The organism is Neomegalonema sp. (assembly GCF_028688855.1).
Taxonomy (GTDB): domain Bacteria; phylum Pseudomonadota; class Alphaproteobacteria; order Rhodobacterales; family Rhodobacteraceae; genus Neomegalonema.
The window spans coordinates 1-21114 of the sequence record NZ_JAQTXI010000014.1; the positions used below are offsets into that span (position 1 = coordinate 1).

General features: G+C 70.9%; 21 protein-coding genes. 5 read left to right on the forward strand and 16 right to left on the reverse strand.

What is annotated here, in order from left to right; genetic code table 11:
* From PHN62_RS11520 to PHN62_RS11590, 15 genes are all read right to left on the reverse strand, one after another.
* Positions 1-173 (reverse strand): FGGY family carbohydrate kinase (locus PHN62_RS11520; RefSeq protein WP_300150885.1); only part of this gene is annotated, 173 nt, incomplete at its 3' end.
* Between the two features lie 100 nt (positions 174-273).
* Positions 274-1029, reverse strand: a complete 756-nt coding sequence (locus PHN62_RS11525; RefSeq protein ID WP_300150660.1) for an HAD family hydrolase — start codon at positions 1027-1029, stop codon at positions 274-276.
* Complete coding sequence (locus PHN62_RS11530; protein ID WP_300150663.1) at positions 1026-2111, reverse strand: aminotransferase class V-fold PLP-dependent enzyme; 1086 nt, start codon at positions 2109-2111, stop codon at positions 1026-1028. The genes PHN62_RS11525 and PHN62_RS11530 overlap by 4 nt, the downstream gene beginning before the upstream one ends.
* A complete protein-coding gene (locus PHN62_RS11535) occupies positions 2108-2896 on the reverse strand; it encodes an ABC transporter ATP-binding protein (protein WP_300150667.1) in 789 nt (262 codons plus the stop codon). The genes PHN62_RS11530 and PHN62_RS11535 overlap by 4 nt, the downstream gene beginning before the upstream one ends.
* Positions 2893-3672 (reverse strand): ABC transporter ATP-binding protein, encoded by a 780-nt coding sequence (locus PHN62_RS11540; protein WP_300150670.1) that lies wholly within the window; start codon positions 3670-3672, stop codon positions 2893-2895. The genes PHN62_RS11535 and PHN62_RS11540 overlap by 4 nt, the downstream gene beginning before the upstream one ends.
* On the reverse strand, positions 3669-4490 hold the full coding sequence (locus PHN62_RS11545; protein ID WP_300150673.1) for an ABC transporter permease: 822 nt from the start codon (positions 4488-4490) through the stop codon (positions 3669-3671). The genes PHN62_RS11540 and PHN62_RS11545 overlap by 4 nt, the downstream gene beginning before the upstream one ends.
* Positions 4480-5472, reverse strand: coding sequence for an ABC transporter permease (locus tag PHN62_RS11550; RefSeq protein ID WP_300150675.1), 993 nt, complete (start codon positions 5470-5472; stop codon positions 4480-4482). The genes PHN62_RS11545 and PHN62_RS11550 overlap by 11 nt, the downstream gene beginning before the upstream one ends.
* A complete protein-coding gene (locus PHN62_RS11555) occupies positions 5469-7061 on the reverse strand; it encodes an ABC transporter substrate-binding protein (protein ID WP_300150677.1) in 1593 nt (530 codons plus the stop codon). The genes PHN62_RS11550 and PHN62_RS11555 overlap by 4 nt, the downstream gene beginning before the upstream one ends.
* A 211-nt stretch (positions 7062-7272) precedes the next feature.
* The gene (locus PHN62_RS11560) at positions 7273-8451 is read right to left on the reverse strand and encodes a ParB/RepB/Spo0J family partition protein (RefSeq protein WP_300150680.1); all 1179 of its coding nucleotides are present in this window, start codon (positions 8449-8451) and stop codon (positions 7273-7275) included.
* Positions 8448-9746, reverse strand: coding sequence for an AAA family ATPase (locus tag PHN62_RS11565; protein ID WP_300150682.1), 1299 nt, complete (start codon positions 9744-9746; stop codon positions 8448-8450). The genes PHN62_RS11560 and PHN62_RS11565 overlap by 4 nt, the downstream gene beginning before the upstream one ends.
* 124 nt (positions 9747-9870) lie before the next feature.
* On the reverse strand, positions 9871-11505 hold the full coding sequence (locus tag PHN62_RS11570; RefSeq protein WP_300150684.1) for a CopD family protein: 1635 nt from the start codon (positions 11503-11505) through the stop codon (positions 9871-9873).
* A gap of 118 nt (positions 11506-11623) precedes the next feature.
* A complete protein-coding gene (locus PHN62_RS11575; RefSeq protein ID WP_300150687.1) occupies positions 11624-11863 on the reverse strand; it encodes a hypothetical protein in 240 nt (79 codons plus the stop codon).
* A 223-nt stretch (positions 11864-12086) separates the two neighbouring features.
* The gene (locus tag PHN62_RS11580; RefSeq protein WP_300150689.1) at positions 12087-15227 is read right to left on the reverse strand and encodes an efflux RND transporter permease subunit; all 3141 of its coding nucleotides are present in this window, start codon (positions 15225-15227) and stop codon (positions 12087-12089) included.
* Entirely contained in the window at positions 15224-16315 is a 1092-nt protein-coding gene (locus PHN62_RS11585; RefSeq protein ID WP_300150692.1) for an efflux RND transporter periplasmic adaptor subunit, read from the reverse strand. Before PHN62_RS11585 ends, PHN62_RS11580 begins: the two co-directional genes overlap by 4 nt.
* Positions 16312-17400, reverse strand: coding sequence for an efflux RND transporter periplasmic adaptor subunit (locus PHN62_RS11590; RefSeq protein WP_300150695.1), 1089 nt, complete (start codon positions 17398-17400; stop codon positions 16312-16314). The genes PHN62_RS11585 and PHN62_RS11590 overlap by 4 nt, the downstream gene beginning before the upstream one ends.
* Positions 17401-17527: 127 nt before the next feature.
* Between PHN62_RS11590 and PHN62_RS11595 the strand changes: the two genes are divergently transcribed.
* Positions 17528-18136 (forward strand): TetR/AcrR family transcriptional regulator, encoded by a 609-nt coding sequence (locus tag PHN62_RS11595; RefSeq protein WP_300150698.1) that lies wholly within the window; start codon positions 17528-17530, stop codon positions 18134-18136.
* Positions 18137-18143: 7 nt separating this feature from the next.
* On the opposite strand, the gene PHN62_RS17440 is transcribed toward PHN62_RS11595, so the two are convergent.
* Positions 18144-18710: a methylated-DNA--[protein]-cysteine S-methyltransferase gene (locus PHN62_RS17440; RefSeq protein WP_367187029.1), complete on the reverse strand. Its 567-nt coding sequence runs from the start codon at positions 18708-18710 to the stop codon at positions 18144-18146.
* Between the two features lie 147 nt (positions 18711-18857).
* Here PHN62_RS17440 and PHN62_RS11605 point away from each other — a divergent pair, with 147 nt between their 5' ends.
* The 4 genes from PHN62_RS11605 to PHN62_RS11620 all read left to right on the forward strand — a co-directional run bounded on the left by PHN62_RS11605 (position 18858) and on the right by PHN62_RS11620 (position 21107).
* Positions 18858-19850 carry a cation diffusion facilitator family transporter gene (locus PHN62_RS11605; protein WP_300150701.1) on the forward strand — a complete coding sequence of 331 codons (993 nt, stop codon included), beginning with the start codon at positions 18858-18860 and terminating at the stop codon, positions 19848-19850.
* Positions 19847-20209: a metalloregulator ArsR/SmtB family transcription factor gene (locus PHN62_RS11610; protein WP_300150704.1), complete on the forward strand. Its 363-nt coding sequence runs from the start codon at positions 19847-19849 to the stop codon at positions 20207-20209. The genes PHN62_RS11605 and PHN62_RS11610 overlap by 4 nt, the downstream gene beginning before the upstream one ends.
* Positions 20210-20385: 176 nt before the next feature.
* Positions 20386-20694: a hypothetical protein gene (locus PHN62_RS11615; protein WP_300150707.1), complete on the forward strand. Its 309-nt coding sequence runs from the start codon at positions 20386-20388 to the stop codon at positions 20692-20694.
* Between the two features lie 11 nt (positions 20695-20705).
* Complete coding sequence (locus tag PHN62_RS11620; RefSeq protein WP_300150710.1) at positions 20706-21107, forward strand: hypothetical protein; 402 nt, start codon at positions 20706-20708, stop codon at positions 21105-21107.
* Positions 21108-21114: the final 7 nt, after the last annotated feature.

The following is a 21114-nucleotide window of genomic DNA, read 5'->3' on the forward strand; positions in this document are numbered from 1 at the left end:
TCGAGGACGGCCTCCGTCGCGGAGATCCAGTCGGCGGGATCCTGCTCGGACCAGCCCGGATGAAGCCGCGAGACCGTCAGCGGCGCATGGGCGGAGCCGAGGATCCTCTGATCTTCTCCGATCTGCAGCGCCTTCACGCCCGAAGTGCCCAGATCCAACCCCAGATAGGCCATGCGTCTCGTCTCCCCTGTCGCGGTCTCCGCCGCCCTCTGCGCGTCGGCGCGCCATGTTGCGGCGGCCCGGCGCGGCTGTCCACAGGCTTTCGGGCGGCGCTCAGAGCGGCGGAAGCAGCGCCGGAATCTCCCCGAGCGCCGAAACCCGCGCCGCCGCGCCGGAGGGAGTCGGCGCCTCGGGGGCCTCGCAATAGAAGATGGCCGTCAGCCCGAGCCGCGCAGGGGCGGCCACGTCCCAGACCGGATCGTCGCCGATCATCCAGGCGGCTTCCGGCGGGGCGTCGAGCAGCGCCAGAAGCGAGAGATAGGCGGCGGGCTCGGGTTTGCCGAAGCCCGCCTCCTCCTCGATGCGGATCGCCTCGAAGCGGCGCGCCAGATCGAAGCGCGCGAGCTTGCCGCGTTGCCGCGCGCCGGAGCCGTTGGTCAGCAGCCCGAGCCGGATTCCCCGCGCCGCCAGTCCGTCGAGCAGGGCCAGAGCCCCCGGCTTGAGGGCGATGGTCTCCTCAAGATAGGTCTCGAAGCGGTCGGCGATGCGGTCGGCGTCCACGCCATGCAGGGGCTCGGAGCCCCCGGGCCGCGCCAGATTCAGCCGGTGGAAGGCCGAACGCACCACCTTGCGCCGCGTGACGTCGCCTTCCAGCCGCCAGAGCTTGCGGCCTTCCTCATGGGCGAGGAAATCCAGCACGCGCGCCAGCACCTCGGCCGTGACCCATCGGCCGTCATGCTCGCCCAGAGCTTCGGCGTGTTCGGAGATGATCGCCGACCAGGTGCGCTCCGGATGGCGATAGGCGGTCAGCAAGGTGTCGTCGAGGTCGAAGAGGATGGCCTCGGGACACGGCGGACGGCCCCCGCTCACGACGAGGCCTCCCGGGCCGCCGCCAGGGCCGCGCCCGCATCCGCCGGAAGCCCGAGCGCCCGCAACCCATGGGCCAGGGCCGCGAGATCCTCCAGAACCGTCTCCAGCCGCGCGCGCGGCCCGGTGTGGTTCAGCCGGATCAGACGCTCGGCGCCGGGCCCGACTCCCGCCGTCAGGGCGTGCTCCGGAGGCGCGACGGCCAGAAGCGCGGCGACGGAGATCCCCTCCGGAAGCGCCGCCGCCGTCACGAGGTTGGAGGCCTGCGCAGGCGGAACCCAGGCCCGCCCGGTCAGCGCGAGGACTCCGGCGCGGGCGGCGGAGGCCGCGCGGCGATGGCGGTCGCGCAGGGCCGCCAGCCCCTCCGCCTCGACCCGCGCGAGGCTCCCGGCGAGGGCGTGGAACTCCAGCGCCGAGGGCGTTCCGGGCAGGGCTCCCCTGCCCTGCTCCAGCCAGAGCGCGCGCTGATCGGCCAGAGAGAGGATCGACGGCGCCTCTCCGGAAGGGGCGATCTTCGCCCAGGCGGCGGGCGAGACCGCGAGCGCCGAGACTCCCGCCTGTCCGCCGAGCGCCTTCTGCGGCCCGACCGCCACGAGATCCGCGCCGAGCGCGGTCAGATCCAGCTCATGCCCGCCGACCGAGGCCACGGCGTCCACCACGAGGAGGGCCCCATGCGCCTTCGCCAGAGCCGCGACCGCCTCCAGAGGATTCAGGATCCCGGAGGCGCTTTCGGCGTGGACCACCACGAGGATGTCGAAGCGCCCGCGTTTCAGCGCCTCCTCGACCAGCTCCGCCGCGAGGGGCTTTCCCGGCTCGGCGAGGAGATCGACCACCTCGACGCCCGCGCGCCTCAGCCAGGCGCCGAACCAGCGCCCGTAAAGCGAGGTCACGAGATTCAGCGCCCGCCGCCCCGGCGCTCCCAGCGAGGCTGCGGCGGCCTCCAGCGCCACCATGGCCTCGCCCTGGATCAGCAGGAGGTCGTTCGTCGTGTTCAGGATCCGGGCGAAGGATTCCGCCAGATCCGCATATCCCGAGGCCGGGAAAGGCGGCGGATCCGGCGGAGTCGACCAGACGACAGGTCTCATGGCGTATCCTCCCAGGGACGCAGCCGGGGCGAAGCCGCGATCAGGCGACGCAGGAGCGCGCCTTTCGGCGCCTTGGCGATGTCTTCGGCGGGGCCGGTCTCGACGATCCGTCCCGCCTCCATGACCGCGATCCGGTGCGAGATCGCCCGCACCACCGCCAGATCATGGCCGATGAAGAGATAACTCAGTCCCATCTCCCGTTGAAGACGCGCCAGAAGCTCCAGCACCTTCCCCCGCACCGAAGCGTCGAGGGCGGAGACGGCTTCGTCCAGCACGATCAGCCGGGGCTTCGGCGCGATGGCCCGGGCGATGGCCACGCGCTGGCGCTGCCCTCCGGAGAGCGCCGCCAGAGGCCGCGCCGCGAGATCCGGATCCAGCCCGACCTGAGCCAGCCGGACGGCGATCTGTTCGGGCCAGGCGCGGCGCGGGGCGATCTCGTGGAGGCGCAGGGCCTCGGCCAGAGCGCCGGAGACCGTCGCGCGCGGATGAAAGGCCGTCGAGGGGTCTTGAAACACCATCTGCATCGCGCCGCGCGCGCGCCGGAGTCCGCCGCCCTTCAGCGCCAGCCAGTCGCGCCCCTCGAAACGGATCGCGCCCGCCTCAGGCTCGGTCAGCCGCAGCAGAACCCGCGCCAGAGTGGATTTCCCGCAGCCCGAAGGCCCCACCAAGCCGAGAGTCTCCCCCGCCGCGATGGAGAGCGAAACCCCGTCCAGAGCCTTCGCGCCGCCCCGAGCGTCAGAATGCGCGTAACGCTTGGTCAGCCCCTCGACCTCCAGCAGGCTCATGGGGCCTCCCCGACGAGACGCGGGCTGTCGAGATCCAGATGGGCCGCCAGCAGACGGCGCGTATGGGGATCCTGCGGATCCTCGATCACCCGCCGCGCCGGACCGATCTCCACGAGGCGCCCCTCGTGCAGCACCGCGATGCGGTCGGCCAGACCGGCGGCCAGGCCCATGTCGTGAGTCACGAAGAGCAACCCGAGCCCCTCCCCTTCGCCGAGCCCCCGCAGCAAGGCGACGATCTCCGCCTGAACCAGCGCGTCCAGCGCCGACGTCGCCTCATCCGCCACGAGCAGGCGCGGCCCCGGCGCCATGGCCAGAGCTATGGCGATGCGCTGGCGTTGTCCGCCCGAAAAGCGATGGGGCCAGGAGCGCAGGGCGGCTTCGGGATCGGGGATCCGGACCTTCGCCAGAAGTCCGGCGGCGCGAGCGAGCGCCTCCCGTCTGCTCAGAGGCAGGTGGCTGCGCAGGGTCTCGATGAAATGCCCGCCGATGGAGAGCAGCGGGTCGAGGCTGCCGCCCGGATCCTGAAAGACATAGCCCACGTCGCGCCCGAGCCGCATCTCCCCGCCCGGCCGCAGGATCTCGCCTTCGACCCGCAGGCCTTCAGGCGGCAGGCCCGCCAGGATCCGCGCCAGAGTGGATTTCCCCGAGCCCGATTCCCCGATCAGCGCCAGACGCTCGCCCGGCGCCATCTCCAGCGCGACGCCCTTCAGAGCCGGACGCGCGGCGTTCGGGTAGGTCGCGGTCAGCCCCCGGCAGAGGAAGAGCGGCGCGGTCATGCGCGCCTCTTCCTGGCGAGCACCTCCGTCACGGCCTCGCCGAGCAGATAGACCGCCACCACCGTCAGAGCCAGCGCCGCCCCCGGAATCATCGAGAGATAGGCCGCCGAACGCAGCTGATTGCGGCCTTCGGCGATCATGCGGCCCCAGGTGACGGCGTTGGGATCTCCGAGCCCGAGGAAGGAGAGGGCCGCCTCGGTCAGCACCGCCCCCGCGACGATGGTCGCCGAAATGGCCAGCACCGGCGGCAGGGCCAGAGGCATGACCAGCCGCAAGGCGATCTCTCCCGACCGCATGCCCATCACCCGCGCCGCCGCGACGAAATCCGCCTCGCGCAGACTGAGCACCCGGGAGCGGACCAGACGCGCCGGACCCGTCCAGGCCCCGAGCGCGATGGCGAGGACCACCGTCCAGAGCGAAGGCCCCAGCGCCGAGACGAAGGCCAGAGCGAGCAGGAATCCCGGCACGATCTGAAAGGCCTCCACCACGCGCATCATGGCCTCGTCGATCCAGCCTCCGGCGAATCCCGCCGCCGAGCCGACCGTCGCGCCCAGCAGCATCGCGACCGCCGCCGCCGCCAGCCCCACCGCCGCCGAGGCCCGCGCGCCATGGATCAGCCCGGCGAGCAGGTCGCGCCCGAGCCGGTCGGTGCCCAGAGGGAAGTCGGCGTTCGCGAAGGGCCGGATCAGAGGCCGCCCGACGATGGCCAGCGGATCGCCCGGCGCGAGCAGCGGCGCGCAGGCCGCCACGAGGAGCAGGATCAGCAGGAGCCCCCCGCCGATCCAGGCTTCCGGACGACGCAGGATCTCACGCAGCATCGCGCCCCCCCGATCCGACGCGAGGGTCCAGCGCCCCGTAGGCGAGATCCGTCAGGATGTTGGCGAGCGTCACCATGAGCGCCGAAACCAGCACCACCGCCAGCAGCAAGGGGGCGTCGCGCCCGGCGACGGCCTCCTGCGCCAGACGCCCGAAGCCCGGAATCCCGAAGACGCTTTCGATCACCACCGATCCCCCGAGCATCGCCCCCGCCTGAAGTCCGAGCATGGTGACCAGCGGAACCAGCGCGTTGCGGGCGGCGTGGTTCAGCGCGACGCGCCTGTCCGGCACGCCTCTGGCGCGGGCGGCGAGCGCGTAATCCTGTCCCCAGGCCTCGACCATGCCCGAGCGCATGACCCGCAGGAAGAGCGCCAGATAGATCATCCCCAGAGCCGCGACGGGCAGGACCAGATGCCAGGCGACGTCGGCGGCGCGGTCGAGCCCCGTCTTGCCCGAGGCGATGGTCTCGATTCCCGAAACCGGGAACCAGCGCAGCCGCACCGCGAAGATCACCGACAGCGCCAGCCCCAGCCAGAAGCTCGGGACGGAGTAGAGCAGCAGCGAACCGCCCGAGAGCAGCCGGTCCGTCCAGGAGCCCGGCCTCCGCCCGGCGATCAGCCCCAGCGCCGAGCCGATCAGGAAGGAGATCCCCGTCGCCGCGCCCATGAGCTGGAGCGTGTTCGGCAGACGCTCCATGATCGCCGGGCCGATGGGCCGGTTCAACGCGAAGGACCAGCCGAAATCTCCCTGGACCAGCCGCCCGAGCATGAAGGTCAGCCGCGAGAAGACGGATTGATCCAGCCCGTATTCCGCCCGCAGAGCGGCGGCCATGCGGGCGTCTCCGCCGCCGATGGAGACGAGCCAGGCGTCCACCGCGTCGCCGCCCGCGCGGTCGAGCAGCAGGAACACGCCCACGGCGACGATCAGCAGCGCCGGAACGCCGCCGATCAGCCGCCGCAGCAGGAAGCCCGCCAGAGGCCTCACGCCTCCTGCTCGAGATCGGCCCAGTTGGAGACCGCCCAGCGCGGATTGCTCGCCAGACCGCGCAGCCGGTCGGAGGCGACCGAGGTGAAGGACCAGTCCGCCACATTGATCAACGGCAGATCCTCGGTCACAAGCTTCTGGAAACGCTTGTAAAGATCCACGCGCTTCCCGGAATCGAGCGTGATCAGGGCCTCGTCGATCAGGGCGTCCAGCTCCGGATTCTCGTAGCCGCCCTGATTGGAGAAGGGCGTCCCGGCCGGAACCCCCGAGCGCACGAGAATGGTGGTCGAGATCGCCGGATCGGCCCGGAAGACGGTCGGCGCCACGGCGAGATCGAATTCGTGATCCGTATAGACCGCCTTCTGATGCCCCGCGCTGTCGTTCGCGACGATGACCGCGTCGATCCCCACCGCCGCCAGAGCCTGACGCAGATAATCGCCGAATTGCCGCGTCTCGTTGAAATAGGGCGCAGGCAGAAGCCGCAGCTTGAAGCGCGTCCCGTCGGCGCCCGCCGGATAACCCGCCTCGTCGAGCAGGGCCCTGGCCTTCTCGACGTCATGGGGATAGAGCTCGACCTCCGGCGTGTAGAAGGTCGGGTCGTTGGCGGGCACCGGCCCGGTGGCCTCGGCGGCGTAGCCGAGGAAGATGGCGTCGAGGACGAACTTCCTGTCGATGGCGTGGGCGATCGCCTGCCGGACCTTCAGATGCTTCAGATGCGCGTTGCGATGGTTGATCTCGACGGTCAGCTGATAGGTCAGGGCCTCATAGCCCTTGGTCACGACCTCCAGCCCCGGAACCTCCGAAACGCGCTCCAGATCGGTCAGCGGCACCGCCGAGAAGGCCGCGAGCTGGATCTCTCCGGCTTCAAGGGAATTGGCCGCCGCCGCCCGGTCGGGCAGCACGCGATAGACCAGTTCGTCGATCTTCGGCTGATCGGGCGCCCAGTAGGCGGCGTTGCGCCTGAGGAGGTAATATTCGCCCGGCTTGTGCTCGCCCCAGACGAAAGGCCCCGTGCCGATCAGGGCGGCGTTGGCCGGATTGGCGGCGATCTCCGTCCCCTCGTAGACATGCTTGGGCAGCACCGCCGAGACCACCGGCAGGGCGTTGGCGACGAGCTGCAGGGGCGTCGGCTTGGAGAAGCGGAAGACGGCCGTCTGGTCGTCCGGCGTCTCGACGTCCTCGAGATTGGCGAAGAGGCTGCGTCCGATGTTCTGGAGCGGCTTCCAGACCTCCAGCGCCGAGAAGGCCACATCCGCCGAGGTGAAGGGCTTCCCGTCATGCCAGAGCACGCCCTCGCGGAGCCTGAAGGTCACGGCGAGGCCGTCCTCCGAGCCCTCCCAGGAGGTCGCGAGCAGCGGCCTGAGCCCGCCCGCCTCGAAGGAGGCCTCCGCCAGAGGTTCGACGATCTTGGAGGCGATGAAGAAGACGCCGTTGGAGGCCACGATGGCCGGATTCAGCTGACGCGGCTCGCTGTCCGCGGCCACGACGAGCCGTCCGCCCGCCGCCAGAGCCAGACGCGGAAGGGCGGTCGAGGCGAGCAGCCCCGCCGCGACGCCGATCAGGCCGCGACGAGAGATCAGGAACGACATGGGAAAGCCTCCATCTGCGCTTCGGCCCTGGCGCGGCGAAGTCCGTCTCCGCGAGGCGCCGGGCCCGCTCCTGCGGAATATCCGCCAAAGACCCGGCGGAGGGAACGGCTTTCTTGCGGCGGACCGGCGTCCGGACCCGGATTTTTCGACATGAGGATTTCCGCTTTCCGGATCCGGCTTCGCTCCGGAGACCCTCTGAGGAAGCGCCGGATCATCCTTCGGCGTCGAGGATCTTGAAGAAGGCGCGCGCAGCGCGCTCCAGCTTCTCGGGCGAGAGGGCGGTGAAATCGCGATCCGTCCGCAGCTCCAGCCTGCCCCGCGCGGCGGCGCACCGCACCCCCCTGCCCTTCCAGAGGAAGTTCACCTCGCGCTTGTCGAGCGCCGCCGCCGGAGTCCGCCCGGCCTCCGCCTCGACCGCCAGCCCCAGAGCCGCCGCGCCGCCCTCGGCGAAGAGCCGCAGAAGCCCCATCTCCTCCTCTTCGCCGCGATCCGCCGGAGCGGCGCGCAGAGTCCTCAGCAGCGCCTTCGCGCCGCCTTCCTCGGCCTCCAGCCGCTTGAGCGTGGCGAGCCCGAGCGCGCGCGGCATGGCTTCGGGATGACGCAGCCCCTCCCCCACCCTCTCCAGCAGATGCGCGAAATTGCGGATGTAGACCCGCTTCTGACGCCCCGCCGAGCCGAAGAGCGTGGCGATGGCCTCGTCGAGGCTGCGGGCGTTGGTCTGGGGGTCCTCATGATAGGCCCGCGCCAGAGCCGCCATCTCGGCGAAGGAGATGTCCCGCCGCACGAGGTTCTCGTCCACCATCCGCCGATAGAGCCCCTCCAGGGTCTCGCCCTGCGGGGTCAGGGCGGCGGGGATGCGGCCATAGGCCTCGACGTCTCCGGTCTCCGCCAGCAGCTCGCGGAAGGCGGTGAGGCGCCGCAGGCCCTGCACGAGCTCATGGCCTTCCCCCGAGGCCTCCACGCGGATGGGGTTGGAGAGGCCCAGCGCGCGGATGCTGTCCTTGAGCTCGTCGATCTCGGGATCCCGCTTCGGGGCGCGGTCGCGGGTGAGCTTGCCCGTCTTCACCTGGTCCAGAGGAACGAGCTCGATCACCAGCCCCAGCCGGCGCAGCCCGACGAATTCATGCGCCAGACGGTCGTTTTCGGCGCGGATCTGGGCCTCGGCGCTCTGGCGCTGACGCAGGGCCTCGGAATTCTCCTGGATGGCGGCGGCCATGGGCCCGCGCCGCCCGTCGCGCGCGCCCGCGCCGAGCCTGGCGGCGGGCGGGACAGGCGCCTTCGCGGAGGCCTTCGGCGGCCTTGTCCCCGCGGGGACAGGAGCGGACGCCTCCGGCGCGGCTTCCGGCTGCGCCTCGGGGAAATCGATGTCGAAGACGCGGCGGCGGCTCATGGCGTTTCCTCCATCTTCTCCCATGCGGCGAGCGCGTAGCCGCGGAACTCCTCGTAGGCCCGGTCGAAGGAGGCGCGCGCGCGCCGCCAGGTCTCGCGCGTCATGCTGCGGTAGTCGATTTCATAGATCGAGGAGAGGAACCGCCCCGATTGCTCGACGGCGCGGGTCATCTCGATCTGGTGCTCGGCCACGCGCTCGCCGAAGACCTTGCGGAAGGCGGCGTCCATGGCGCGGTGCAGGTCGTTGTTCGCCTCGAAGCGGGTCAGCAGGAAGCGGACGTCGAGGAACTCCTTCACGGGCGGCGTCCCCGCGGGGACGACGGGCGCGGCGGCCAGATCGCCCAGCGCCTCCGCGAGCTGCCCGATGAAGGAGGTGGTCGAATCATATTCCCAGTAGCCCGGCCCCGAGGGGATGTAGAGCATGTCGGCGGCGAAGACCGCGTTCATCGACTGATAGCCGATGGCGGGCGGGCAATCGAAGATCACGAGGTCGTAGGCGTCCGGCGCGAGGCTGTCGAGATAGCGCGAGACGGCGGCGTAGAAGGACCATTCCGGATTCAGATGCCGGTATTGCGCCGAAGCGAACTCCACGAAGGCGGAGTTGGCGCAGGAAGGGATCATGTCGATGGTCGGCCAGCAGGTCGGGCGGATGAAGTCCTGAGTCCGCAATTCGCCGAGGCCCAGATCCATCAGGGAGGCGGGCAGACGGCGGCGGGGCAGGGCGGCGCCGCTCTCGGCGCCCGTGGGGACGGCGTTGAGCCGCTCCGTCTCGCGGATGAGGTCGCGCGCCATGACGCCCCAGACCGTATGCTCTTCGGAGACCTCGGTGAGGCCCATGGCGTGGGAGAGCGTCGCCTGAGGATCGAAATCCACCGCCAGAACCCGATAGCCGTCGAGCGCGGCGGCGTGGGCGAAATGCAGCGCCACCGTGGATTTCCCGGCGCCGCCCTTGAAGTTCGCCACCGCCGCCCGCAGGGCGCGTTTGCCGGCGGGCCGGGGGGGCATCAGCGTTTTGCGGCCGATCTTCAGGCGGCGGCGCAGTTCGTTGATCTCTTCGAGGCTGTACCAGCGCTGGCGGCCGTCCTCCTCGACCAGCCCGGCGGGCAGGCTCGGATCGGCCATCATGCGTCCCCGCAGGGTCGAGGGATTCGCCTTGAGGATCAACTCCCCGAGCTCCCAGCTCGAGAAGCGGCGCAGGGTCTTGACCATCTGCGGAGAGAAGGTCTGCTGACGGATCCAGCCCTGAAGCTTGAGCGATTGAGTCTGAAGTCGGCTCAGATCTTCATGGGTGAACATCGGGGGAGGGCCTCAGGCTATGGGAACGCAAATCGCTGATTCGCGATTATTTGCGTTTCGAGCAAAAAGGCAACGCTCTTTTCCGGGGCGCGGCCTGTCCCCGCGGGGACAGGCTGACGCAGCCTCAGGGGGCGATCTCGATCTCGCCTTCGAGGCGGGCGATCTCGAAGCGCGAGAGCCGCGCCTCCGCCTCGACGCGCCAGAGGCCCGAAAGCGGCAGCAAGGCCCGCTCGACGCGCCAGAGCCCGTCCGGCTCGCGCTTCGCCACATAGAAGAAGGGTTCGATTCCGCTCTGAGGCCGCGAAAACCCGATCCGCAGCGCCTGAGCCTCCAGAGGCCCGGACTCCGGCGAGGCCAGGCGCAGGTCGATCCGCAGAGGCCCCGCATGGCCCGGCTCGGCGCGGATCTCGGCCCGGGCCTCGGGGCCTTCGAGCCGTCCCAGAACGCCCTCCGCGGCGGGGGCGGCGGCGGGCGCGTTCAGGGCCGGGAGCGTCCCGGCCTGCTGCGTCAGGACGCGCGGCGGAGCGGCGGCGCGCAAGCCCGCCGTGAGGCCCAGCATCCCGAGGGTCAGCGCCGCCGCCAGCCCGACGGCGTCCCGCAGACGGCGCCGCGCCGGAGCGGAGCCCTCCAGAGCGGGCTCCATCAGGCGCCGACGGCTCCAGAGCGCCAAAGCCAGAAGCAGGAGCAGCAGGAGAATCTTGCAGAGCAGAAGGAGTCCGTAAGCCGTCAGCCAGCCGGGCCCCGGCCTCCCCAGCCGGACCGCCGCCAGCGCGATCCCCGAAACCACGACGGGAGCCAGCGCCCAGGGCAGCCATCGGGAGAAGCGCCCCAGCGCGGCGGAGGCCTGCGGCGTGGAGCGCGCCAGCAGAAAGCCGAGCGGCGCCAGGGCGCCGATCCAGACCACCAGCCCCGCCGCATGCAGGAAGACCGCCGGACGCGTCAGCCATTGCGGCGCGGCGGCGGCGGCCTGGCCGCCCAGCGCGAGCGCCGAGGCCCCTGCGGCCAGTCCCGCCAGAGCCAGAGGCGGACGCCATTTCGGCAGGGCCAGAGCCAGAAGCCCCAGCGCCAGAGCCGCCGCCGCCATCAGCGCCATGGAGCCGGAGGAGGTCGCGAGTCCAGCCCGCCAGACTTCGGGATGGATCGCGTCGTTCAGCGGGCGGCCGAGGGCGTCGAGGCCCTGGAGGCTCACCGAGAGGGGCAGGGCGATCAGCCCCGCCACCCCGAGATCCTGCGCGATCTGCCGGGCGCGGGCGGGCAGGGGAGGCACCAGAGCCCCGAAGACCGCTCCGCCGAGGCCGAAGAACAATCCGGCGTAGGTCAGGGCGCGGGTCAGCCAGACGAGCGGCTTCAGACGGGAATCGGCCTGGCTCGGCGCGAGCGCAGGCGGCGCGGCCTCGCCTCCGGAGGCGGCGATGGAATAGGCCACGGAGCCGTCGAGGGGATGGCCGTCCGCGGAGGCCACGCGCCAGGCGAAGACCTGCGGACCTTCCGCCGCCCCGGCGGGCAGGGGCGCGCGGATCTCCCGTCCGCCGGTCGTCGCGGCCGTCAGGTCGAGGGCGACGCCGTCCGGGCCGGTCCGAGAGGCGGCGGCGAACCGCAGGATCGCGGCCTCGGGCGCCTGATCCAGAACCGCGTCGGGCTCGGGGAAGGAGGAGAGGAAGGCCGCATGGGCGCGCGCCTCCTGCGAGGCCAGGACCAGGGCCAGGCTCAACAGAAGAAAGGCCAGCGCCGCGCGCAGGAAGGAGGAGGGACGGAACATGACGACGGCTCCCGAAGCAAGAAGATGGAGGCACGCAGGCGCCTGCCGATGCGGGTCCGGAGAAGGATCCGGCCGCCTGCGGAAGGCCGCCTCCGGGAAGGAGGGGGCCTGCGCCGCTTCAGGTCTCCGGCGTGACGGGCGCGCCTTCGCGGGCGTCGCCGCAGGCCCGCAGCGACGGCGGAGGATCCGGGCCGCCGGGAGGCCGGTCCGGCGCAAGGCCCCGCAACGCCGGAAGCTTCAGCGCTCCGGCGAGTCGGGTCGGGGCGTCGGAGGCTCCCGCTTCTCGTGTGGCCGCCTTCTCGCGACGCGCAGCCGAAGCGGCTGCGCCGGAGAAGGCTCCAGGCTTGCGCCGAGGCATTTCATACCGTTCGAAGAAAAATCCTGCGGATTCTGTCTATCACGCGCCTGTTTTTGTTCCAAAATAAAACATTCCTGAAAATTCATGCTGAATTCAGGCCGGATTCAACGCCGGATTCCCCGCAGGGACCGCCTCCCGGAGACGACGAAAAACCCCCGACCTGTGGAAGGTCGGGGGTCTGGCCGCATCTTCGCTCCGGAGCCTTCTCCGATCCGCCGTCGCCTCAGGAGAGGGCGAAGAGGGGCTGCTCTCCCGAAGGCGGCGGCGCAGCAGGAGGCGGAGGAGGAGGCTCTTCGGAGGGCGGCTCCGCAGGCGCGGGCGCAGCCGGCCTGATCCGGAACCAGGTCACGTAGAGCGCGGGCAGGAACAGCAGCGTCAGGATGGTGCCCGCCATGATGCCCCCCATCATCGAATAGGCCATGGGACCCCAGAAGCCCTGATGCGCGATCGGGTAGAGCGCCAGAGTCGCCGCCACGGCGGTCAGCATGATCGGGCGCATGCGGTGCTCGGTGGCCTCGATCACCGCCGTCCATGGATCGTCGCCATGAGAACGCAGCTCCTCGATCTGCATGATCAGGATCACCGAATTGCGGATGAGGATGCCCGCCAGCGCCAGAATGCCCAGAATCGCCACGAAGCCCATCGGCGAATTGGTGATCAGCAGCGCAGGCGCCACCCCGATCACCGCCAGAGGCGCCACCGAAAACACCAGGAACAGACGGCTGAAGCTCTGGAGCTGGATCATCAGCACCGTGGCCATGGTCAGCAGCATCAGCGGCACCACCGCCGCGATGGGGCCTTGCGCCTTGGCGCTCTCCTCGACGGGGCCCGCCACCGAAAGCCGGTAGCCGGTCGGCAGCGTGGCGGCGAAGGCCTCGATCTGCGGCGCGAGATCCTGGACGATGGTGGTCGGCTGGGTCGAATCGAGCACCCCGCCCTGAACCGTGATCGTCGGGACGCGGGCCCGCCGCCAGACCACGGGCTGCTCCAGGCCGTAGGAGAAGCTCGCCACCGCCGAGAGCGGAATCGAGCCGCCGTCGCCCGTGGCGATCTGGAGGTTCCGGAGCGTCTCCAGAGACCCGCGCTCCTCGGCCTCGGCCCGGGAGATCACGTCGATCAGATAGACGTCGTCGCGCAATTGCGTCACGGGGACGCCCCCGACCACGCCCTGCAGGATCCCCGCCACCGTCTGGGAGGAGATCCCCAGCTGACGGGCCCTCTCCTGATCCACCTGGACGGTCAGGCGGAGGGCCGCCTCCATCCAGTCGAAGCCGACGTCGTAGACGCGCGGATGGCTCTCGACGACGTTGGCCAGATCCCGCGCCAGACCGCGCAGGGTCTGGATGTCGGGGCCGCTCAGGCGATATTGCACCGGGCGTCCGGCGGGCGGGCCGAGGGGCAGCAGCTTGACCTGCATGTCCACCCCGACGAACTCCTTGCGCGCCAGAGCCTGCAGCCGCGCCCGCAGGCGGTCGCGCGACTCCATGTCCTTCGCGATGATCACCGATTGCCCGAAGGCGGGCGTGGCGGGCAGGACGTCGAAGGAGAGCACGAAGCGCATGGCCGTCTGGCCGACGTAGCTGCTCCAGGAGGCCACGTCCGGATCCTCCTTCAGATGGGCCTCCAGCTGGTCCATCCGCGCCCGGGTCGCCGCGAAGGAGGAGCCGTGCGGCAAGGCCATGTCCACGATCAGCTCCGGCCGGTCGGAGGCCGGGAAGAAGGCCTGCTCCACGAAGCGCATCAGGAAGATCGCGCCGCAGAAGGCCAGGATCGTCGCCAGGATGGTCAGCCAGCGGAAGCGCATCGCCAGACGCAGCAGGCCGCCGAAAACGCGCGCGACGAGGCCCTTGCGTTCGGCGTGCTTCTTCATCCTGTCCGGCAGGATGGTCACGCCGAGCAGCGGCACGAAGAGCACCGCCACCACCCAGGAGACGACCAGCGCCACCGCGATCACCACGAAGAGCGAATGGGTGTATTCGCCCGACATGCTGTCGTTGAGGCCGATGGGCATGAAGCCCGCCACCGTCGCCAGAGTGCCGGTCAGCATGGGGAAGGCGGTGTGGGCGTAGACATGGGTCGCCGCGACGGGCAGGGGATCGCCCGCCTCCAGCCGGGCCACCATCATCTCGACGGCGATCATGGCGTCGTCCACCAGAAGCCCCAGCGCGATGATCAGCGCGCCCAGGGAAATGCGCTGCAACGAGATGTCGAGATATTGCATCGTCAGGAAGGTGACGCCCAGCACCAGCGGAATCGAGATCGCCACCACCAGGCCCGCCCTCAGCCCGAGGCTGACCAGACTGACCAGCAGCACGAAGGCCACCGCCTCGAAGAGCGCCTTGAGGAAGCCGCCCACCGCCTCCTCGACCACCACCGGCTGATCGGCCACCAGATGGACCTCCACCCCGAGGGGCAGGCTCTGGCCGATGCGCGCCATCTCGGCGTGGAGGGCGTCGCCGAACTCCAGCAGGTTGGCGCCCGCCTTCATGCCCACGCCCAGCCCGATGGCCGGTTCGCCGTTGAAGCGGAAGATCGAGGAAGGCGGATCCACGGGCCCGCGCGTGACGGTCGCCACGTCGCCGAGCCGCAGGAAGCGACCCCCGACCCGCAGATTCACCTCGCGCAAGGAGTCCTCGGAGGCGAAGCCCCCCGAGACGCGGATGCTCACGCGCTGCGGCCCCGCCTCGACCACGCCCGAGGGCGTCACGGCGTTCTGGGCCTGGAGGCTCTGGATGATCTGGTTCTGATCGAGCCCCAGCGCCGCCATGCGCCGGGTGGAGAACTCGAGATAGACCGCTTCGTTCTGGGCGCCGATCAGCTCGATCTTGCCGACGTCGGGCACCCCGAGCAGATGGACGCGCACGTCGTCCACATGGTCGCGCAGCTGGCGCCAGTCGAGCCCGTCGGCGGTGAAGGCGTAGATGTTGCCGTAGACGTCGCCGAAGTCGTCGTTGAAGAAGGGGCCGACCACGCCGTCCGGCAATTGCCCGCGGATGTCGCCGATGGAGTTGCGGATCTTCGCGAAGGCCTGGGGAACCTGAGGGCCCTTCACGGAATCGTTCAGATTGACGAAGATCACCGTCTGACCGGGGGTGGTCATGCTGCGGCTGAAATCCAGCTCGGGCAGGGCTTCGAGGCGGCGCTCGATGCGTTCGGTCACCTGTTCGAGGGTCTGCTCGACCGTGGCGCCGGGCCAGTTGGCCTGGATCAGCATGGTCTTGATGGTGAAGCTCGGGTCCTCTTCGCGCCCGAGGCTCATGTAGGACAGGACCCCCGCGAGGCTCGCCACGATCATGAAGTACCAGACCAGCGCGCGATGATGCAGCGCCCAGTCCGAGAGGTTGAATTTCCCTTGCGCGCTCATCGCGGCGCTCCCTCTTCGACGCGGACCTTGCGGCCCGGCTCCAGACTATGGACGCCGGAGACCACCACCCGCTCGCCCGCCGTCAACCCCTCCAGCACCCGCAGGCGCTTGTCGTCCAGCGGCGCGACCCGCACCGTCCGGGGCGAGACGGTGGACTCCGCCGGATCCACCACCCAGACCCGAGCCCCGGAGCCCTCGCCCTGAACCGCCGAGACCGGCAGGACGAAGCCCTGAGGCCCCGCTCCGGCGGCCTCCTTCGGGAAGGCGTCGATCAGGACCCCCGACCAGAAGGCCCCCTTGGGCGCGTTCTCCAGAGCCAGACGCGCGCGGCGGGTCCGGCTGGCGGCCTCGGCCAGAGGCGCGATCTCGCGGATTCTGGCCTGCGCCGTCGCCGAGGGATCGGCGCGCAACCGGATCTCGAAGGCCGCCCCCACCGCCAGACGCCGCGCGGCCTCCTCGGGCAGATCCACCACCGCCTCCAGGCGGCTGAGGTCCGAGAGGGTCACGACGGGCTGTCCGGCCTGGACCGTCTGGCCGGGATCGGCCTGAACGGCGGTCACGACGCCGTCGAACTGCGCGAAGAGCACGCTCTGATCGAGCTGCTCCTGAGCCTTGGCGAGGGTCGCCTCGGCCTGGGAGACCGAGGATTCGGCGGCCTCGCGCCCGAGCCGCGCGGCGTCGAGGGAGGCCTGGGCCGCCACCTGTCCCCGCACCAGAGCCGCGGCGCGGGATTCCACGCCCCGCGCCTGATCGAGATGCGCCCGGGCGCCCTCCAGAGAGGAGCGCGCGCCCTCGACCGCCAGCCGGTAGGGCAGGGGGTCCAGCGCCGCGAGCCTCTGGCCGCGCCGCACGGAATCGCCCACCTCCACGCGACGCTCGATCATCCGCCCGATGAGCGGAAAGGCGAGGTCCGCTTGCGAACGCGCCTGGATCGAGCCGGGAAACTTCTCCTGGGCGGCCTCTCCGGGCCGGACCACCAGCGTCAGCGCCGGACGCGGCGGCGGCTCGGGCGGAGGCGCCTTGCCCTCGCCCTCCCCGCAGGCCGCCAGCAGGACCAGCGCGCAGAGCGCCGCAAGAATTCGCTTCATGATCCGCCCCCAGACATGATCTCGACCTTCTGCCCCGACCGCAGGAACTGCCCTCCCGCCGTCACGACCCTTTCTCCGGGCGCGATCCCGCCCCGGATGGCGAAGCGGCCGGTCTCGTAGCGCTCGACCTCCACGCGCCGCAGACTCACCGTGGAATCGCCCGCCGCGATCCAGACCGCCGGAGATCCGCCGTCCGAATAGAGCGCCGTGGAGGGCAGGATGATGAAGGGATGCGGCTCCAGCTTCATTTCGCCCACCACCGGCGCGCCGGGCTTCATGGCGGGGAGGGGCTTCTCCACCCCGACCTTGACCTGGACGGCGCCTTTGGCGTCCACGCCGGGGGCGACCTGACGGATGCGCCCGTCCGCCGTCGCGGAGGGATCGTCCAGAAGCGAGATCTTCACCGAAGCCCCCATGAGCGCCATGCGCAGGGCCTCTTCGGGCGCGTCGAAGACGGCGTCCATCGGCCCCTCCGAGACGAGGGTGAAGGCGGTCTGGGCCGCCGCGAGGACCTGGCCGACCTCGATCTGGCGATCCGAGATCACGCCGTCGGCGGGCGCGACGAGGATCGTCTGGGCCGCCTGGTCGCGCGCCATGGAGAGCTGCGCCCGCAGCGCCTCGCGCGAGGCCTGGGCGCGGCGCAGGGCCTCCAGGGCGGCTTCGTGGTCGCGGCGGGTGGTGAAGCCCCGCGCGAGCAGGGTCTCCTGACGTTCGAAATCGGCGGAGGCCTGGCGGATCTGCGCCTCGGCGGCGGCGAGCCCCGCCTGAGCCGAAGCCGCGTCCGCGTCGAGGATCTGCGGATCGAGCCGCGCCAGCTCCTGACCGGCGCGCACCCGATCGCCGACGTCCACGGCCCGCGCGACCACCCGGCCGCCCACCCGGAAGCCGAGCGACGTCGAGCTGCGCGCCTCCATGGCCCCGGCGATGCGCACGGTCTGGGCCACGTCGTCGGAGCGGGTGGTCTGGACCGTCACGGCGGTGCTGACCCTGGGCGGAGGAGGGGGCTGCTCGAAGCAGCCGGTCAGAAGCGTCGCGGGAATCACGAGGAACGCGAGGCGCGAGAGCGAAGACGGACGCTGCGTCACGACGGGACCTTTCGGCGGGACTCTTCGGAAGAGGCGCGCAGCCTATTATTGACTTTCCAGTCAGTCAATAATAATTCTGGCGGGAGCCCCCGACCTTCGATGGAGCCCGACCTCCCATGGAGACTGCATGACGGCCCGTCCGCGCGCCCGCCGCAAGGCCGAACGCCCCAGCGAGATTCTGGAGGCGGCCTTCGAGGAATTCGCCGAGAAAGGCTTCGTCGCCGCGCGTCTTGAAGACGTGGCGCGCCGCGCAGGCGTGACCAAGGGCACGATCTACGTCTATTTCCCCACCAAGGAGGCGGTCTTCCTCGCCATGAGCGAAGCCTTCTCCCAGGAGATGGGGGCGCGGCTCGCCGTCTTTCTGGCGGAGGCGCCCAGGGAGGAGGCGGCGCTCGCGGAGGCGGCTCTGGATTACTTCTACGGCCTGACCGCCGATCCGCGCGTCGGGCGGATGCTGCTGCTGCTGATCGCCGAGGGCGGGCGCTTCCCCGAAGCCGCCGACGCCAATTTCCAGCGCTGCCTCGGGCCCCTGCTGACGCGGCTGCAGGAGGCCTCCGACGCGAGCGGATCCGCCGCGCCTCTGCGCGCCTTTCCGGAGCTGCTCTGCGCGCCGGCCCTGCTGCTGCTGGTCTGGCGGCGGGCCTTCGGCGGACGCCGCGAGGCGGAGCCCCAACCGCATCTCGAAGCGGCGAAACGGCTGATCCTCGACGGAATCCGCCCCCGCCCCGAGGCCTGATCCGCGCTCAGCCGAAGAGCGCGCCCTGAGGCTCCGGCCTCTGCGGCGCGGGCTTCAGCGCGCCTTCATGCTCCAGCATCCAGATCTTGCGCGGCAGCCCGCCGCCATAGCCCGTCATGGAGCCGTCCGCCCCGATCACCCGATGGCAGGGCACCACGAGGCTGACCGGATTGCGCCCGTTGGCCGCGCCGACGGCCCGCACCGCCCTGGGCGAACCGATCCGCTCGGCGATCTGGAGATAGCTGCGGGTTTCGCCGGGCGGGATCTCGCGCAGGGCCGCCCAGACGCGCTTCTGGAAGGGCGTGCCGCCGAGATCGACCTCCAGAGCCTGAGCCGGAGCGAAATCCCCTTCCAGCCAGGCCGCCAGGGCCTCGGCCACCGGCGCAGGCGGCGGCTCCTCCCGGACGTCCGGCCTGGAGCCGAAGCGCGCCGCGAGGGCCGAGGCGTTCGGCCCGCCGAAATCCAGCCGCACGAGACGGCCCTCCACGGTCGCGATCTCGAAGGAATCGAGCGGCGCAGGGGCGGACAGGCGCGAGAGGATCAGCGTCGGAAAGACCACGAGGGGCGGGGACATGAGACGACTCCGGCTTGGATCCTCCCAGATGACGCGAAAACCGGGCTCCGTTCAAGCCTTGTTCCGGGCGCCTACGGGAATCCGGATTGACGATCCTGAAAACATATGAACAGATGTGCATATATTCATGGATTCGGGAGCCCCCTCATGCCGCCTCACGCCCATCCTCCCCATGCGCCCCATACCCATGCGGAGGGCCACGACCATGGCGGCCATGGCCATGCGCCCGCCGTCTCCAGCCGCAACGAAAGCCGCGTGCTGATCGCCTTCGGCCTGACCTTCGGCTACATGCTGGTGGAGGCGGTCGGCGGCTGGCTTTCGGGCTCTCTGGCGCTCATCGCCGACGCCGGGCACATGCTGACCGACGCCAGCGCCCTGGCTCTGGCCTGGGGCGCCTTCCGCCTGGCGCGCCGTCCGCCCGACGCCCTGCGCACCTACGGCTTCGCCCGCTTCGAGGTGCTGACCGGCTTCGTCAACGCCCTGGCGCTCTTCGGTCTGACGGGCTGGATCCTCTGGGAGGCGGTCCAGCGGCTGCGTCAGCCGGCCGAGATCCTCGCAGGGCCGATGCTGGTCGTGGCGCTGATCGGGCTGGCGGTGAATCTGGTGGTGCTGCGCATCCTGCGGGGCGCCGACCGGAGCCACGTCAACATCCGCGGCGCGACGCTGCATGTGATGGGCGATCTGCTCGGCTCGGTGGCGGCCATCGTGGCGGCGGTCGTCGTCTGGGCCACGGGCTGGACGCCCATCGATCCGATCCTCTCCGCCCTGCTGTCGGCGCTGATCCTCGTGGCGGCCTGGCGGCTGCTGCGCGACACTCTGGAGATCCTGCTCGAAGCCGCGCCCAGAGAAGCCCAGCCCGTCGCGGTGCGCGCCTGGCTGCTCAGCCACGTCGAGGGCCTGGCCGCGGCGGAGCATCTGCACGTCTGGTCGCTGAGCTCGGGCAAGACGGCCGCCACCCTGGAGGCCCTGCCCGCCGCCGGGACCGATCCTCAGGAGCTCGTGCGCGCGATCAAGCGCGAGCTCGCGGAGCGCTTCGCCATCGGCCACGCCACGGTCGAGATCCTCTGGAGCGCGGAGGGGGAGGCCTGCGCCCTGGAGGCCGAGGTCGCGGAGACCGAAGCCCTCGCGGCGAAGCCATGAGCGGCCCGCATCAGGAGGAGGCCCTCGCGCGGGCGGCGGAGATGTTCCGCCTGCTCGGCGATCCGACGCGGCTGAGGGTGATGCTCGCCTGTCTCGAAGGGCCCGCGCCGGTCGGGGCCATCGCGGAGGCGGCGGGCGCCTCGCCCTCGCTGACGAGCCATCACCTGAGGCTCCTGCGGGCGGCGGGTCTGGCGCGGGGGCGCCGACGCGCGCGGCAGGTGCTCTACGAAGCCGCCGACGCCCATGTGCGGCGGATGCTCGGCGAGCTGCTCGCGCATGCGGCCCATCCCCATGAAGAGGAGGGAGAGGGCGGAGATCCGGCCCGGGCCCCCCGCCCTGAACGGAGCGCCCCGCCCTGAACGGAGCCTGCGCGTCAGGTTTTTTTCGCCCTCCCGGCCTTGGCGCCGCGCGCGAAAGGCTTATCTCTGTAGGGCGGCCTTCCGCCCCTCCCGTTCCGGAGACGCGAAGGCCCTGAGGTTCACGGGCCCCCTTTCGCGGCGGCCCTCCTTCGCAGAAAACATGGAGAAGATTCATCATGGCGACGGATCCGAAAGCCGTTCAGGAAGACCTCGAGAAGCAGCTCGCCGATCTGAAGGCGGAGCTCAAGGACGCCAGGGCCAAGCTCAAGGAGCAGGCCGAGGACTATCTGGAGGAAGGCTCCGCCCGGGCTCGTCAGCTCTATCGCCGGGCCCGCGCCGGCGCTCATGACATCCGCGAGCGCGGCGCCCACGCCTTCGACGACGCCAGCAGCGAGCTGGAGCGCCGCGTCGAGGAGCGTCCGCTTCAGGCGGTGGCCGTCGCCCTGGGCGTCGGGCTGCTCATCGGCCTGGTCTCGCGCCGCTGATGCTGGGCCTGATGCGTTCCGCCGCCGGCTCTCTGGGCGCGGCGGCGGGCGCCTCGCTCAAGGGGCGCGCGCAGGACATCGGACTGAAGGTCTTCGCGGGGGTGTTCTTCGCCATCGCGGGGATCTTTCTCCTGTTGTCGCTGTTCTTCGCGCTGCTCACGATCTGGGAGCCCTGGCTCGCGGCTCTGGCCGTGGCGGGGTTCTCGGCCGTTCTGGGCGGCGCGCTGATGCTGCTGGCCTCCTCGGCGAAGGCGCGGGCCCGCAGAGAGCACCGGATCCTCATGCGCGAGGCCGAACGCGACGCCCTCACCCAGGTCAGCCTTCTCGGCGCGGACCTCGGGCGGAACGCCGCGAGCGTCAGGGGACTTGGCCTCGCCGCTCTGGCGGGCTACATCCTGACCCGGCGGCGCTGAGGCGTTC